9 protein-coding genes are annotated in these 14,075 nt (G+C 40.3%); 8 read left to right on the top strand and 1 reads right to left on the bottom strand.

All coding sequences use genetic code 11. The annotated features are described in order from the left end of the window. Nucleotides 1–257 precede the first annotated feature (257 nt). From ACYVFA_RS22400 to ACYVFA_RS22420, 5 genes are all read left to right on the top strand, one after another. On the top strand, nucleotides 258–3,296 hold the full coding sequence (locus tag ACYVFA_RS22400) for a SusC/RagA family TonB-linked outer membrane protein (protein WP_460474257.1): 3,039 nt from the start codon (nucleotides 258–260) through the stop codon (nucleotides 3,294–3,296). A gap of 38 nt (nucleotides 3,297–3,334) precedes the next feature. Next, nucleotides 3,335–5,017 carry a RagB/SusD family nutrient uptake outer membrane protein gene (locus tag ACYVFA_RS22405; protein WP_460474102.1) on the top strand — a complete coding sequence of 561 codons (1,683 nt, stop codon included), beginning with the start codon at nucleotides 3,335–3,337 and terminating at the stop codon, nucleotides 5,015–5,017. A gap of 285 nt (nucleotides 5,018–5,302) precedes the next feature. Beyond that, entirely contained in the window at nucleotides 5,303–6,196 is an 894-nt protein-coding gene (locus tag ACYVFA_RS22410) for a sugar phosphate isomerase/epimerase family protein (RefSeq protein WP_460474103.1), read from the top strand. A 114-nt stretch (nucleotides 6,197–6,310) separates the two neighbouring features. Then, nucleotides 6,311–7,660 carry a 3-keto-disaccharide hydrolase gene (locus ACYVFA_RS22415; protein ID WP_460474104.1) on the top strand — a complete coding sequence of 450 codons (1,350 nt, stop codon included), beginning with the start codon at nucleotides 6,311–6,313 and terminating at the stop codon, nucleotides 7,658–7,660. Nucleotides 7,661–7,708: 48 nt separating this feature from the next. Beyond that, nucleotides 7,709–9,043 (top strand): Gfo/Idh/MocA family protein, encoded by a 1,335-nt coding sequence (locus tag ACYVFA_RS22420; RefSeq protein WP_460474105.1) that lies wholly within the window; start codon nucleotides 7,709–7,711, stop codon nucleotides 9,041–9,043. Nucleotides 9,044–9,391: 348 nt separating this feature from the next. Here ACYVFA_RS22420 and ACYVFA_RS22425 read toward each other — a convergent pair whose 3' ends face one another. Continuing rightward, nucleotides 9,392–10,942, bottom strand: a complete 1,551-nt coding sequence (locus tag ACYVFA_RS22425) for a long-chain-fatty-acid--CoA ligase (protein ID WP_460474106.1) — start codon at nucleotides 10,940–10,942, stop codon at nucleotides 9,392–9,394. A gap of 226 nt (nucleotides 10,943–11,168) precedes the next feature. Between ACYVFA_RS22425 and ACYVFA_RS22430 the strand changes: the two genes are divergently transcribed. The 3 genes from ACYVFA_RS22430 (at nucleotide 11,169) to rdgB (ending at nucleotide 13,915) form a co-directional block, all read left to right on the top strand. Next, nucleotides 11,169–12,014, top strand: coding sequence for a DUF2911 domain-containing protein (locus ACYVFA_RS22430; protein WP_460474107.1), 846 nt, complete (start codon nucleotides 11,169–11,171; stop codon nucleotides 12,012–12,014). Between the two features lie 72 nt (nucleotides 12,015–12,086). Then, complete coding sequence (gene prfA, locus ACYVFA_RS22435) at nucleotides 12,087–13,163, top strand: peptide chain release factor 1 (protein WP_460474108.1); 1,077 nt, start codon at nucleotides 12,087–12,089, stop codon at nucleotides 13,161–13,163. 161 nt (nucleotides 13,164–13,324) lie between these two features. Continuing rightward, nucleotides 13,325–13,915, top strand: coding sequence for a non-canonical purine NTP pyrophosphatase (rdgB, locus tag ACYVFA_RS22440; RefSeq protein WP_460474109.1), 591 nt, complete (start codon nucleotides 13,325–13,327; stop codon nucleotides 13,913–13,915). The last annotated feature ends 160 nt before the right edge of the window (nucleotides 13,916–14,075 follow it).

Consider the following 14,075-nt stretch of genomic DNA (forward strand, 5'->3'; position numbering starts at 1 on the left):
TCTATGCTCTATCACTTTTGATAGCTACTGATAAAAATCATGTAAATATAGTAGCAAAATTCATTTACGCTAGATTTATTTCCTAAATGTTGAGACTATTAGTCAAAAAAATATTAGAAAATGACTAAATTTTAGTGGTAAAAGCCTATATCTATTCCTAATTTTGTAATTATTCCAATAATAAATTTTCATTTTTTTAGCGGAAGCCTAATTTTATATTAACCTTAATTATTTGTATGAAACAACTACTACAAAGAATGTTGCTTGTGTTTGCTGTGCTTCTCAGCTGGCAGTTCGCACAAGCCCAAAGCCGGACTGTCTCAGGAAAAGTTTCTGATGTAGGTGGCGGCGCCCTTCCGGGTGTTAGTGTTACGGTGAAAGGTACTACACAAGGTGCAATCACAGATGCTTCAGGTAAGTTTTCAGTTCAGGCCGCAAATAATGCGGTTTTGGTGTTTAGTTACATTGGGTTTAAACCTATGGAGGTAAGCATCGGTACTAAAACAACAGTTGATGTTGCTTTAGAAGAAGATGCAGCTGCTTTGAACGAGGTGGTTGTAGTTGGTTATGGTTCTCAAAAGAAAAGCCAGACAACGGGTGCGATTTCGTCGGTAAGTGCGAAACAAATTCAGGAGATGCCAATTACCAGTTTAGGTCAGGCTATGCAAGGCCGTGTTGCCGGGGTTGATGTTTCTCAATCAGGCTCAAGACCAGGTTCGGTACCTAAAATCCTGATTCGTGGTCGTCGGTCATTCAATGCAGGAAACGATCCATTATATGTAGTAGACGGTATTCCGTTATCTGCAGGATACGAAGATTTAAACCCAAGCGATGTTCAGTCAATGGAGGTTCTGAAAGATGCCACTGCAACAGCCATCTATGGTGCCAGAGGTGCCAATGGGGTTGTATTGGTAACTACCAAAAGAGGTGCGGTTAAAGGAAAAACCACAGTAAGCTATGATGCTTATGGCGGGGTTTCAACACCATTAGATAAAATCAAATTATTTAGTGGTTCTGAATTCCTTGAGTATGTAAGAGAGGCTTACAGAGCTACAAATAATTATAAAGATGCGAACGGTAACCCAGTACCAACAGGTGTGGGCGACCCTGCCGCTGATGCTAAAGTAGCTGTATTAGGTGGTGACCCTGCTGTAGCAAGAGGTATTGCTAATGGTACAAACACCGACTGGCAGGATTTGATTTTACGTAATGGCGTAATGCAAAACCACTCGTTGGGTGTACAAGGTGGAAATGATAAAACCCAGTTTTATATTTCAGGAGGTTATTTTCAGGACAAAGGGATTTCTGCGGGTTTAGATTATACTCGTATGTCTTTGAGAATTAATATTGATCACAATATCAATAGCCGTCTGAAAGTGGGTATCTCTTCTTATACCATGTATAGCATCAGAAACGGAGAGAACCTGAACCCGTATGGGATGACTATTCAGCAAAACCCGTTGGCTGTACCGTATGATGATAAAGGAAACATTATTTTCTCACCTACCAATGATGCTTTGTTGACTAACCCCTTAGCAGAGATTGTTCCGGGTGCACAGGTGGATGAAACTAAAAAATACCGCTTGTTTAATAGCCTTTACGCTGAGGTGAAAATCATTGAAGGTTTAAAATACCGTGTAAACTTCGGCCCGGATTTTACTATTCAGAGATGGGGTAGATTTATAGGTGCCGCTACCAATGCTCGTAAATATGGTGACCCTCAGGCTTCTGTTCAGAATAACAATGGCTTTAACTGGACACTTGAAAATATCATTAACTATAATAAAACATTTAACGGTAAGCATAATCTGGGTGTTACTTTATTACACTCTATTCAAAGAGATAATTTTGAAGTATTCAGAACTGAGGTTCAGGGTGTTCCGGCAGAAACGCAACAGTTTTATAACTTAGGTAATGCCAGTTCAGTATTATTAGTAGGTAGTGGATTGACTCAGTGGACTATCAACTCTTATATGGCTCGTGTAAACTACGACTTCAATGACAAGTATCTTTTGACGGCTACTTTGCGCCGTGATGGTTCAAGCCGTTTTGGTACTAATACCAAGTATGGTAATTTCCCTGGTGTGGCTTTAGGATGGAACATTAGTAATGAGCAATTTATGAAGCAGATTACCTGGGTAGACTTATTGAAACTGAGAGTAGGTTGGGGTGTGGTAGGTAACCAAGGGGTGGCTCCTTACCAAACACAAGGGTTGTTGACAAGAACAGCTTACGCATGGGGTAGTGTTGCGGCATTCGGTTATAGACCAAATACTATCGGAAATCCTGATTTGAAATGGGAATCTTCGGCTACTGCCAATATTGGTTTAGATTTCAGCTTCCTGAGAGGAAGAATCCAAGGTTCATTAGAGTTTTATGAAACCAATACTACTGACCTGTTATTATCTGACCAGTTACCTGGCTCAACCGGATTCTTATCTGTGACAAGAAACGTAGGACAGACACGTAATAGAGGTGTAGAGTTGGGCTTTACAACTGTAAACGTAAATTCTCCAAGTGGTTTCAAATGGACAACAGACTTTACATTTACTAAAAACACTGAGGCTATCATCTCTCTATACAATGGTAAAGTTGATGACATAGGAAACCGTTGGTTTATCGGACAACCATTGAATTCATATTTCGATTTCAAGAAAGTAGGTATCTGGCAAAGCAATGAGGCTGACTTAGCAAAATCTTTTGGTAGTGAGGTTGGTCAGATTAAAGTACAGGATACAAATGGTGATGGCAAGATTACATCTGCCGACCGCGTATTACTTGGTTCAGATATACCTAATTTCAGCGCCGGATTCACAACCAGATTTGAATACAAAGGCTTTGACTTATCTGCTTTCTTGTTTGGCCGTTTCGGAAACATGATTGTGAGTGGTTTCCATCAGAACAGAAACCAGTTAGCGGGTCGTTACCAACAAATCAAAGTTGATTACTGGACACCAAATAATCCGACTAATGAATTCCCTCGTCCTAAGAGCAATCAGGAGTTCCCGGTTTATAATACTACTTTGATTTACTACGATGGTACTTTTGTTAAATTAAGAAATATCAACTTCGGCTATACTTTCTCTCCAAAAATTGCTAAGAAATTAGGTATGGAGTCACTTCGCCTGTACACAAGTATCCAACAGCCTAAAATCTGGTCTGTATACCGCGATAAATACAATGGTATTGACCCAGAGGCAACTATTACCTCTTCTGGTAACGGAACAACATCAGTTAGTGAAAACGTTGTGCCTGCTACATCGGTTACTACCTTTGGTTTGAATGTGAGATTCTAGTCGGAAAAATTTAAAAGGTATTTTTAATTATTAAGAAAATGAAACTAAAAAATATATTAAAACCAATCAAAGTCTTAGGAGTAATGTCAATGCTTTTGGCAACTCAGTCGTGTAAAGATTTATTGGATGAAAAAGTAGTATCAGGTATCGGTAACGATTATATGAATACTGCTAAAGGGTTTGAAGATGCTGTAAAGTCAGCTTATTCCCCTCTCAGATATTTCTACGGAACTCAGCAAGGGTTGACATTAACTGAATATGGTACTGATATTTATGCTACCGGTGCAGATGGTGGTTATAAAGGGTTCCACTTCTATGATACGCAAATGCAGCCTACAGTAGATTATCTGATTAATACCTGGGATGAACTGTATCGTGGTATAAATACCTGTAATGCCGTTATTGAAAGAGCTCCAAAAGCAGCCGTATCTGATGCTACTAAAAAACTAAGAGTAGCAGAAGCCAAATTTTTGAGAGCGCACTACTATTATATTCTGTTCATGCAATGGGGTGGCGTAGATTTAAGGTTGAACGAAACATTGGTGCCTACTAAGGAAACTTCAAGAGCAACAGATGCGCAGATGTATACTGCAATCATTAATGATTTGAACGATGCAGTGGCTGATCTGGAAGCTAAGGGTCATTCTTCTGACTATGGTCGTGCTACAAAGGCTTCAGCTGAAGCACTTTTAGCGAAAGTTTATTTAGTAAAAGCTTATTCTGCTCAGAAAGCGGCTGATGATTTCTCAAAAGCGGCAACACTTTGCAATAACATTATAAAAAATTACGGCTTTAAATTGTTGGATGATTATGCACAGGTGCATGATGAGAATAATCAGCAAAACAGTGAGGTAGTATATGCAGTACAATATACAACAGACCCATTAACTAACTTGACTAACAATACTGGTGCTGTAAATGGTGGTAATAACCTGCACTTGTTCTTTGGTATGCAATATGACGTACAACCGGGCATGAAACGTGACGTATTCTATGGTCGTCCATTCAAACGTCTGCGCCCTACTGCCTACTTATTGAATACTGTTTTCGCAGACAGAACCAATGACTCTCGTTATAAAAAGACTTTCAGAGATACCTGGTTGAGCAATAACCCAGGTAGTAATCTAAATGCTTCTTTTGATAACTCTAAAAGCAAGCTTAATTTCGCAGCCGGAGATACTGCTATCTTTATTCCTGGTTATGAAATGTCTCAGGAAGAACGTGCCAAGAAAAAATATCAGGTTTTAGTGCCAAGTGCTTATAGCGAAGCTCTGTTCCCAACCCTGACGAAATTCTTTGATACTAAACGCCCTGACTTAACGTATGAAGCAGGTAGCCGCGATTTCTTTGTATTCCGTCTGGCAGATATTTATCTGATGTTGGCTGAAGCACAGTTAAAAACAGGCAACATAGCAGAGGCAACAGCAGCAATAAATGCAGTACGCTACAGAGCTGGCTGGCCTGGTAAAAAAGATGCCATGTTGATTACGGATGCTCAAATGAATTTCGAGATGATTATCGAAGAAAGAGCAAGAGAGCTGGCTGGTGAACAAATGCGTTGGTTGGATTTGAAACGTTGGGGATTATTGGTAGAAAGAGTAAAACTATATAACCCACAAGCAGCGGTTAATATTACAGATAAACACTATGTGCGCCCTATACCGCAGACACAAATTGACCGATCTGCGAACGGTAAGTTTGCACAAAATCCAGGATTTTAATTAGTTTTGTTTCATCATAGTTCATTGGAGAGGCTCCTTCGTTTTAAGGAGTCCTCTCTTTTTAGGTTTTGAGCCTGTTTAGATATTGTCTTTCTGACCGAAAAGGATAGATTTTTCAGTTAGACAAGGCGTATTTTGCAGGCGTAGCCAGCAGCTACGACGAAAAAATACAACGCAGTATAAGTGAAAAAGCGGACGCCGCGCGGATACCTTTGAAGGTCGAATTATAATATTTAAACAGGCTCTTTTAAATTCATTTTTTACATAATAAACAATATCAACCCCATGAACCGCAGAGACTTCCTCACTCAGGCGTCGCTACTGACCGCATCTTCACTGATTTCACTTGAAAGCCTGGCTGCTGCTAAAGGCGGCAAACACAAAATGGCTTATTCGGCAATTACCTGGGGCGGCAACGACCTCGTGGCTATTAAAGATATTGCTGCTTTAGGTTTCAAAGGAATACAGTTAAGAGCGAATACCTATGCACCTTTTAAAGATAAACCACAGGACTTAAAAGACACTATAGAAAAGAATGGCCTCGTACTAGCTATGTTTTCGAGTGGAAACGTAGGGATAGACGATGATATTTCGAAAGATCTGGAAACGCACATGAACCATGCCCGTTTCGTAAAGGCCTTAGGAGGAAAATCACTACAAATTACGAATAACGCCCGTCCGAAAGACAGAATGCCGACAACGGAAGAGTTGAAAAAATATGCGAAGAATATGTCGGAAATCGCTAAACAGATATTAGGAGAAACAGGTGTTCAACCAGCGTGGCACAACCACATGCACCAGTTAGGCGAAACACCTGAAGAAGTAGATATTGTGATCAACGCAATGGATACCAAATACATTAAGCTAGAGCTCGATGTAGCGCATTATACTCAAGGTGGTGGAACCCCAGCTGATGCTATTATCAAATATAAAGATATTCTGTATGCTACACATATCAAAGATACGAAGCCGGTCGAAAGCAAATCAGGCTATCAGTTTGTGGAATTAGGACAAGGACGCGTAGATTTCCCATCTATCTTCAAAGCATTAGATAAAGTTAAATTTGATGGCTGGAATATAATAGAACTGGATTCGGTACCTGTAAAAGGAAGAACAGCCCTTGAGTGCGGACAAACCAGCAAGAAATACTTAGAGTCGATAAATATCAAATTTGCCTGATGAGAGTAGATTCTTTATCAAATTTTAGGAATTTTTAGCCAAATAGGTATTAGACTGGTATATACATAAAGTGTAATTTTGAATAAAAATTATTCAATCCCTATTCATACCTAAATGAAAAAAATACTAATCGTATTTCTGGCTGTAAACTCGTTTGTCTACACAGCTACAGCGCAGAAATGGACGAATCTTTTCAATGGAAAAGACCTGAAAGGTTGGAAGCAACTGAATGGTAAGGCGAAGTACACCATTGAGAATGGAGAAATAGTAGGTACTACTGTTTCGGACACTCCGAATTCTTTTCTGGCAACTGAGCAGGATTATGGCGATTTCATCCTTGAATTAGAGCTGAAAGTCGATAACTCGATGAATTCAGGCATACAATTCCGTAGTTTGTCGAAAGCTGATTACAAAGATGGACGTGTGCATGGCTACCAGATGGAAATTGACCCGTCAGACCGTGCATGGTCGGGTGGGATTTATGATGAAGCCCGTCGCGACTGGTTGTACATTCCAAACTCAAATCCGGAGGGTAAAAAGGCTTTCAAGAAAGATGCCTGGAATAAATACCGCATCGAGGCTATTGGAAATATCATCCGTACCTGGGTAAATGGTGTGCCTGTCGCGTATCTGGTTGATGATATAACGCCTAAAGGCTTTATTGCCCTGCAAGTGCATGCCATTGGCAAAAACGATACACCGGGCAAACAGATTCGTTGGAGAAACATCAAGATACAGACCACTGATTTAAAACCAAGCCCGACTGATAATACACCTGTTGTGAACTTGTTGTTGAATAACTTATCACCACAAGAAAAAGCGCAGGGTTTCAAGATGCTTTTCAATGGAAAGGATTTTACTGGTTGGAGAGGTGTTCACCAAACCAAAATGCCTGAGAAACACTGGAGCGTGGTGGATGGTGCTATCAACGTGAGTCCGTCTGACGGTTCTGAAACAGGAAATGATATTGTAACAGACGAGCAATTTGGCGCTTTTGAATTGACTTTTGAGTTTAAACTAACCGAAGGAGCTAACTCTGGTTTGAAATACTTTGTAAACGAAGATTTTGATTCGGGCGGAAAATCGGGTATTGGCCTGGAATATCAGGTATTAGACGATGAACGCCACCCTGATGCAAAAATGGGTGTAGTAGGCAACCGTACATTGGCGAGTTTATATGATTTGATACCATCTTACAAACTGGATAAACGATTCCAACGTAAGATTGGCGACTGGAATCAGGCTCGTCTGGTAGTATATCCTAATAACATTGTACAACACTGGCTCAATGGCTTTAAAGTATTAGAATATGAAAGAAAAAGTAATATTTTTAATGCGCTAGTAGCCCGAAGTAAATATGCGAAGTATAATAACTTTGGAGCAGGTGATAAAGGCAATATATTGTTGCAAGATCATGGCAATAATGTATCGTTTAAAAACCTGAAAATCCGGGAATTAAAATAATTATTCAATTACTAACATCTGTCAATCATATTCAATCCAAATAAAACTATGACAACCCGCAGAGATTTTATTATTAAATCAGTGTTGGCTACAGCAGCTACTGGTTTTTCGGCAAAAAGTTATGGCAAAATCATCGGAGCAAACGACCGTGTGCGTGTGGGCTGTGTTGGTTTCTCTGACCGTCACCGTTCGTCTCACGTAGGCCCGTTCAAAGCCATGCAAAAAGAAATGAACTTTGAAATGGTTGCCCTTTCAGATTTGTGGAATCGCCGTCGTGAAGAAGGAAAAGCCTTTTTAGATAAACAATTAGGTAGCGATGTAAAAGTTTTCCGTAACAACGAAGAGCTTTATTCATCTAAAATGGTAGATGCGGTTTTCATTTCAACTGCCGACTTCCAACATGCATTACATACAATTGAAGCGGTAAAAGCTGGTTGCGATACTTACACAGAAAAACCATTGGCTGAAACCATGGAAGATAACCGTGCGGTATTGAAAGCAGTAAAAGAATCAGGTAAAATTGTTCAGATAGGTTCACAACGCAGAAGTGGTGAAAACTACTTTGCGGCTGAAGATTTCATTAAATCAGGCAAATTCGGCCCGATTGTAATGGTTGAATTGATGTGGAACGTAAACCAGCCGGGTCGTTGGAGAAGACCGGAATTAACTAAAGATCTGAAAGAATCTGATGTTGACTGGAAACGCTATATCATGAACCGCCCGATGACGGCGTTTGACCCTCGTAAATATTTGGAGTATCGTTTATTCTGGCCTTTCTCGTCTGGTATTCCTGGCCAATGGATGAGCCACCAGATTGATACTGTACACTGGTTCTCTGGTTTGCCACACCCACGTTCGGTAGTTGCCAATGGTGGTATCTATCAGTGGAAAGATGGCAGAACCAATGCCGATACGTTAACCGTAGTATTTGATTACGGCCCGTTAAACGATATGTCAACTGGCTTCCAGGTACAATTTACTTCTCGTTTCTCAAACTCAGCAGGTGAAACGAAAGAATTATACTACTCAAATGGCGGTATGATTAACCTGGATACGAACGAAATTTCTCCAACCGGAGGTTTACGTGAGCGCGAAGCAAAAGCGATGGGCTTACAACCAAACTTGTTGCCAACAGTGAAACTGGAAGGTGCAAAAGTAGAATCAGGAGCCAATACAGGCGGAGACCCGTTGACATTTGCTCACATCAAGAACTGGATGGAATGTGTACGCAGCCGTAAAACGCCTCATGCACCAATTGAAGCGGGTTACTCGCACTCAATTGCTACTATCATGTCGAATGCTGCTTACCGTACAGGTTTAAAAGTTACTTTCGATGAGAAAACACAAGAGGTATTAGCCGGTGGCAAGCCGTTTAAGTATTAATTTCTTGTATTGATACATAAAAAGGTCTGGAAGATGTTTCTTTCAGACCTTTTTGTTTTGTTTTATGGGGGCTCAAGTTATTAATAATGTAATGGATAAGGGAGAAAAATAGTCTTTAAAAATTTGATAGAGTTTAATGATTAAGATTCAAGCTCACAAATCCTAGTTTTGGCTAAAGCCAATAAGGATGATTGTTTTTCCAGTTACCCCCATTTAAAAATGGGGGCTATTGAATCAATTGCCTCCGCGCGGCGGCCGCCAGCTTTAGCTGGAGATTCTAAATTAACAAAATCAAATTGGCTTTAGCCAAAATATACCTCTTCTCAACATTGTATCTTTTCTAAAAAATTACTTCACTCTCAACTCCCGCTTCAATATCTTGCCAGATGCACCCATTGGCAGGCTACTCATAAATTCTATCTGCCTTGGATATTTATAAGAAGCTATCTTTTCCTTTGTCCAGTTAATGAGTTCTTTATCTGTGATAGTGGCATTTGGTTTCAGAACCACACAAGCCTTTATTTCTTCGCCATATTCCTGACATGGAATCCCAATTACAGCTACCATCGAGACAGCAGGGTGTTGCATCATCAATTCTTCAATCTCACGTGGGTAGACATTGTATCCGCCACGGATAATCATATCTTTGGTACGGTCAACAATGAAGTAAAAGCCATCGTCATCTCTGATGCCTATATCACCAGAGTGCATCCAGCCATTAATGATGCTTTCTGCGGTTGCTTCGGGGCGTTTATAGTAGCCTTTCATCACATTGTGGCCTCTATAACAGATTTCTCCTTTTTCATTATTGCCTAGTTGGTTGCCGTTTTCATCCATAATGCATATCTCAACACCCCATACCGGAATGCCTACTGAACCTGGTTTGCGCAATTGGCCTTTGTGATTAAATGATACAACCGGAGAACCCTCTGACATACCGTATCCCTCCAGAATTTCTACCTCAAATTTCTTCTCAAAATCGTGTAGAACCTGTACGGGTAATGCTGCTCCGCCTGACATACATAGTTTGAGGTTGTTTTTGATGGCTACCATATCAAACTTATGGGTATCAGGATAATTTAATAATCCCCAGTACATGGTGGGCACCCCTGCAAAATGGGTGATTTTTTCGTTTTGCATGAGCGTAAGCACCATTTCAGCATCAAAGCGTGGGACTAATACAGATGTTGCACCTTTATAGATACTGGCTAACATACAGACAGTTTGTCCGAAAATATGGAATAACGGTAGTACCAGCATTGATTTATCGTCTGGCCCTAAATCCTGTAAATCTTTGCTCAGGCAGGCATTCAGGAATAAGTTGGAATGAGTGAGTTCAGCACCTTTTGGTCGGCCTGTGGTACCTGAAGTATAAATAATAACTGCGGTGTCGTCAGGAGAGGTAAAATGGCTTTGGAATGTGGGTGATTGCCCTGCCATGAACATACCCAGGGTTTTAGTACCTTCTATAGGAGAGACATCTGTAAATGCAGGGGTAATCATGAAGAAATCTTTGCAGGTATCTGTCATTTCAAAACCAGCGTGGCCTTCTTGTCCCATTGGCATTTCAGGGCTACCAACAAAGCAGAAATAAGCTTTGGCATCTGAATCTTGAAGATGGAAGGCTATTTCGTGGCGTTTTAATAGTACGCTTAGAGGAACAACAGTAGCACCTGTTTTCAGAATCCCGAAGTAAATCATCGGGAAATAAGGTAGATTGGGGCAAGTAAGGGCAACTTTATCGCCGTGCCCAATACCTAGAGATTTCAGGCCATTGGCAATCTGGTTGGCAACGGCATCGAATTGACCGAATGTAATTCTTTTATCAGCAAAAATAAGGGCTTCTTTGGCGGGTGAGATGCGAGCATGGTGCTCCAGAATGGTTGACAGATTGAACATTTTTAACAGGCGTTTTTTTGTTTGTGCAATTTAAAGATTATGTTGTACTATTAAAAGGCATTTTTTGTGTAAATTAGCTTATATGGACTCGTGCTTTTTTTCAATGAAAAGGGAATAGTTTATAAGGTTTTTCGATACTAATACTAAAAAACTAGCCAAAAAGCACACGCCAACGGAAGATAAATCTTAACTTCGCATCTGAAACTAATATCAGAGACAAAAACCAATGAAACATTTAAACCTAAAGCTATTTGTTGCTTGTACACTTATATCTATTTCTAGTTTTGCCCAAATCAATACGCCTGCTGCCAGCCCATCAGCTACTGTTACACAAGGCATTGGTTTGACAAAAATTACGATCGATTATAGCCGTCCGTCAGTGAAAGGACGTAAGATATTTGGTGATTTAGTGCCTTTCGGAAAAATCTGGAGAACAGGTGCAAACAAAATCACTTCAATCAAGTTTGATGATGATGTAGTGATAAACGGAACACCCGTAAAAGCAGGTAGCTATGGACTTTATACCATCCCAACTGCTACGGAGTGGACGGTAATTCTGAATACAGACGATAAGCAATGGGGTTCTTATGGATACGATGACAAGAAAGATGTATATCGTTTCAAAGTGAAACCGATGAAGACTAAAGCTTTTGTAGAACAAATGGAGATTGACATTGAGGGCATTAACCCAACTACATCAGACATAGCTATTAAATGGGAAAACACAGAAGCGAAATTTAGAGTAGAGCAACCGGTTGATGCTAAAATCATGGCAGAGATTGAAGAGAAAACATCAAAAGCAGATGCTACAATCGATACTTATTTCGCGGCTGCTGATTATTATTACCAAAAGGGTATTCACTTAGATAAAGCTTTGGTTTGGGCTAATAAAGTAATTGAGCAAAACAAAGAATACTGGGCGTATCAGTTGGTAGCCCGTGTAGCAGCTAAACAAGGAAATTGCGCCGTAGCTTTACCAAATGCTGAGAAATCAATGGAATTGGCGAAGAAAGCAGGAGATGACGCTTATATCAAGCTGAATCAGATTGTTTTTGCACAATGTAAGAAATAAACAAGCCTATCCGGCAATTCTCCCAAGTTTATTACGTAAATAACTTGGGAGTTTTTTTAATTTGTTAAACGTATGTTAGAGCAGTTAGAAGCCATCAGAGAAAGATTTGAAGAGGTCTCTCAACAAATTACGATGCCCGAAGTGGTATCAGACATGGCGAAATTTAAGCGATTAAGCAAAGAGTATAAAGACCTGGAAAAGATAGTCAACCAACTCAATGCCTACAAAAATATCCTGTCTAATTTAGAAGGAGCCAAAGATATTATTGCCAATGAAAAAGACGAGGAGATGCGTGAGATGGCAAAAGAAGAATTGGATATTCTGACACCTCAGAAAGAAGAAGCTGAGGCTGTATTGAAAGAGATGCTGATACCAAAAGACCCGAACGACAGTAAAAACGTGATTCTGGAGATACGTGCGGGAACAGGTGGCGATGAAGCCTCTATCTTTGCCGGAGACTTATTCAGAATGTATCAGCGCTATATTGAAAGACAAGAGGGTTGGACAATGACGCTTTTAGACCATAATGAAGGAACCTCTGGTGGATATAAGGAAATCATTGTGCAGGTTGAGGGGGAAGATGTATATGGCAAACTAAAGTTTGAATCGGGCGTGCATCGTGTACAACGTGTACCAGCTACCGAATCTCAAGGACGTGTACATACTTCTGCGGCATCTGTCGCCGCTATGCCCGAGGCCGATGAAGTGGATGTGCAAATAAATATGAACGATATAAGAGTAGATACATTCAACTCGTCAGGTGCGGGTGGACAGTCGGTTAATACAACTTATTCAGCCGTTCGTTTAACACATATGCCGTCGGGGTTGGTAGTTTCCTGTCAGGATGAGCGTTCACAGATTAAAAACAAGGAGAAAGCGCTTTCTGTATTGCGTTCAAGATTGTATGATATGGAAATGGCTAAACACAATGCCATGATTGCCGATGCTCGTAAAACATTGGTTGGTAGTGGTGACCGTTCTGATAAAATACGCACCTACAACTACCCACAAAGCCGTGTAACTGACCATCGCATAGGTTTAACAGTTTATAACCTCCCAAGCGTAATGGATGGAGCCATAGACGATTTCATTGAACAACTCCGCATTGCTGACAATGCCGAGAAAATGAAAGAAGGGCTAGGCGCTTAGGCTTTGCTTTGGAGAAAAGAACATGGAGAACGGAAAAAGGAAAATACAAATATTTGATGCCTTTTTCCGTTTCTCTTTCTCCAATTTCCAAATAAATTTTTTCCGTTTTCCTTTCTCCATTCTCCTTTTTTCCAACAAATATCTAACCTCCCCCAATACCTATGGTGTTATGCCTCGCCACTAATAATCAACATAAAGTAGAAGAATTACAAGCCTTGTTAGGTGACAAGTATCAGTTAAAAACATTGGCTGATATTGGCTGTTATGATGACATTCCTGAGACTGAAAATACCTTTCAAGGTAATTCGCGTCAGAAAGCCTTGTTTGTTCGGGAAAGATTTGGAGTGAATTGTATTGCTGATGATTCAGGTCTGGAAGTAGATGCCTTGAATGGCGAACCGGGTGTTTTCTCGGCGCGCTATGCGGGAGAACATGGGAACCATGTTAAAAATAATGCCTTATTACTTAAAAATCTGGATGGTATTGAAGACCGTGGAGCACAGTTCAGATGTGTGATTACTCTGATTCTGGGCGATGATATTCATCAGTTTGATGGCCTTATCAGAGGGAGTATTATAGATGAAAAGCGAGGTGTTCTGGGATTTGGATACGACCCGCTTTTTGTGCCTGACGGATATGACCGGACTTTCGCAGAAATGAGTATCGAAGAAAAGAATCCTATCAGCCACCGTGGTTTGGCCGTAGCAAAACTGATTGATTTTCTGGATAGTCTGCCTGAAAATAATGGGTAAAACTAAGATGAGCTGAGAGCGTTTGTTCAGAATTAGCTGAAATGCCTATTAACAAAAAAGCGAAGCCTTGGCTTCGCTAATTCAATTATCATAGGTAAAGTATATTTGTCAAAAGAAAGGCTAAATACTAGTGCTTTAGAGTTACAAAATTCAGCTATTT

It is taken from the genome of Emticicia fontis, assembly GCF_054779675.1.

Bases quoted from the DNA above. Each gene is read 5' to 3' on its own strand.
- ACYVFA_RS22400 (WP_460474257.1), top strand. From the start codon at position 258: ATGTTGCTTGTGTTTGCTGTGCTTCTCAGCTGGCAGTTCGCACAAGCC.
- ACYVFA_RS22405 (WP_460474102.1), top strand. From the start codon at position 3,335: ATGAAACTAAAAAATATATTAAAACCAATCAAAGTCTTAGGAGTAATG.
- ACYVFA_RS22410 (WP_460474103.1), top strand. From the start codon at position 5,303: ATGAACCGCAGAGACTTCCTCACTCAGGCGTCGCTACTGACCGCATCT.
- ACYVFA_RS22415 (WP_460474104.1), top strand. From the start codon at position 6,311: ATGAAAAAAATACTAATCGTATTTCTGGCTGTAAACTCGTTTGTCTAC.
- ACYVFA_RS22420 (WP_460474105.1), top strand. From the start codon at position 7,709: ATGACAACCCGCAGAGATTTTATTATTAAATCAGTGTTGGCTACAGCA.
- ACYVFA_RS22425 (WP_460474106.1), bottom strand. From the start codon at position 10,942: ATGTTCAATCTGTCAACCATTCTGGAGCACCATGCTCGCATCTCACCC.
- ACYVFA_RS22430 (WP_460474107.1), top strand. From the start codon at position 11,169: ATGAAACATTTAAACCTAAAGCTATTTGTTGCTTGTACACTTATATCT.
- prfA (WP_460474108.1), top strand. From the start codon at position 12,087: ATGTTAGAGCAGTTAGAAGCCATCAGAGAAAGATTTGAAGAGGTCTCT.
- rdgB (WP_460474109.1), top strand. From the start codon at position 13,325: ATGGTGTTATGCCTCGCCACTAATAATCAACATAAAGTAGAAGAATTA.